We start from the raw sequence: 1,143 nt of genomic DNA, 5'->3' as shown, positions 1-1,143 counted from the left end.
AGTCGCAGTCGTAAACTGAAAAAGTTATTCCAAGAATACAATGTGCCAAGCTGGTTACGTCGTCAGATCCCGATTTTGATGTACAAAGACCAAGTTGTTGCAGTCGCAGACTTGTTTGTGGATCAAACATTTAGTGGCCAAGACTGTGAACTCATTTGGCGCAAGCCTTTGTAATTCATGTCACAATATCGACCATAACTATCTCAAATAAAAAACGATTAGGTGAAGCAATGAAGAGAGTAATGATCGGTGCAGTGGCTGCACTAACCATGTTGAGTGGCCAAGCTCTGGCGGGTGATGCCGCTGCGGGACAAGCTAAAGCTGCAGTATGTGCGGCATGTCATGGCGCAGACGGTAACGCGACGATTCCAGGCTACCCAAATTTGAAAGGGCAAAACGAGCAGTACATCGTGAGCTCAATCAAGGCTTACAAAAACAAAGAACGTAGCGGTGGTCTTGCTGCAGTAATGCAGGCTCAGGCGTCGCTGCTTTCTGATGACGATATTGCAAACCTTGCCGCTTACTACTCAAGTTTGAAGTAAGTAAAAAGCGCATTAACGCGTCGTTATCTTATTTCTACAAAACCAGAGCATTGCTCTGGTTTTGTTTTATCTCGACTTAATAAACCTTATTGGGCTCAGGATTTTAGCCGATGAAGCAGAGACAAACATTGAATGTTATGAGACGCTAAACGATAATATGCGCAAACGATTGAAGCTTAAGGGATGAACATGAAAAAGATTGAAGCGATTATCAAGCCATTTAAATTGGATGATGTTCGAGAAGCACTTGCTGAAGTAGGCATCACAGGGATGACCGTTTCTGAAGTGAAAGGTTTTGGTCGTCAGAAAGGCCACACTGAGCTATACCGCGGTGCGGAATACATGGTGGACTTCCTACCAAAAGTGAAACTGGAAATTGTTGTTACTGAAGATGTAGCAGACAAATGCGTAGAAACCATCATCGAAACCGCGCAAACAGGTAAGATTGGCGATGGTAAAATTTTCGTAACGGATGTTGAGCGTGTGGTTCGTATCCGTACTGGTGAAGAAGACGAAGACGCGATTTAAGATTTCACTACAATTGCATTTTTGATTAAGCTAAAAGGGAGCCCAATAAGGCTCCTTTTTTATTTCATGCATT

Annotated in this window: 3 protein-coding genes; all 3 read left to right on the top strand. The window is 43.2% G+C overall.

Annotation, left to right across the window (positions count from 1 at the left end; all coding sequences use genetic code 11):
* A partial coding sequence (gene tilS, locus R7O12_RS26180; protein ID WP_318126979.1) for a tRNA lysidine(34) synthetase TilS occupies positions 1-174 on the top strand: 174 nt, incomplete at its 5' end.
* 56 nt (positions 175-230) lie between these two features.
* Positions 231-542, top strand: a complete 312-nt coding sequence (locus tag R7O12_RS26175; RefSeq protein ID WP_005488964.1) for a c-type cytochrome — start codon at positions 231-233, stop codon at positions 540-542.
* A 189-nt stretch (positions 543-731) separates the two neighbouring features.
* A complete protein-coding gene (gene glnB, locus R7O12_RS26170; RefSeq protein ID WP_005436810.1) occupies positions 732-1,070 on the top strand; it encodes a nitrogen regulatory protein P-II in 339 nt (112 codons plus the stop codon).
* Positions 1,071-1,143: the final 73 nt, after the last annotated feature.

The organism is Vibrio sp. Vb1574 (assembly GCF_033338675.1).
Note: the sequence above shows the minus strand (reverse complement) of the source record. Positions and strands in the feature narration are given on the sequence as shown.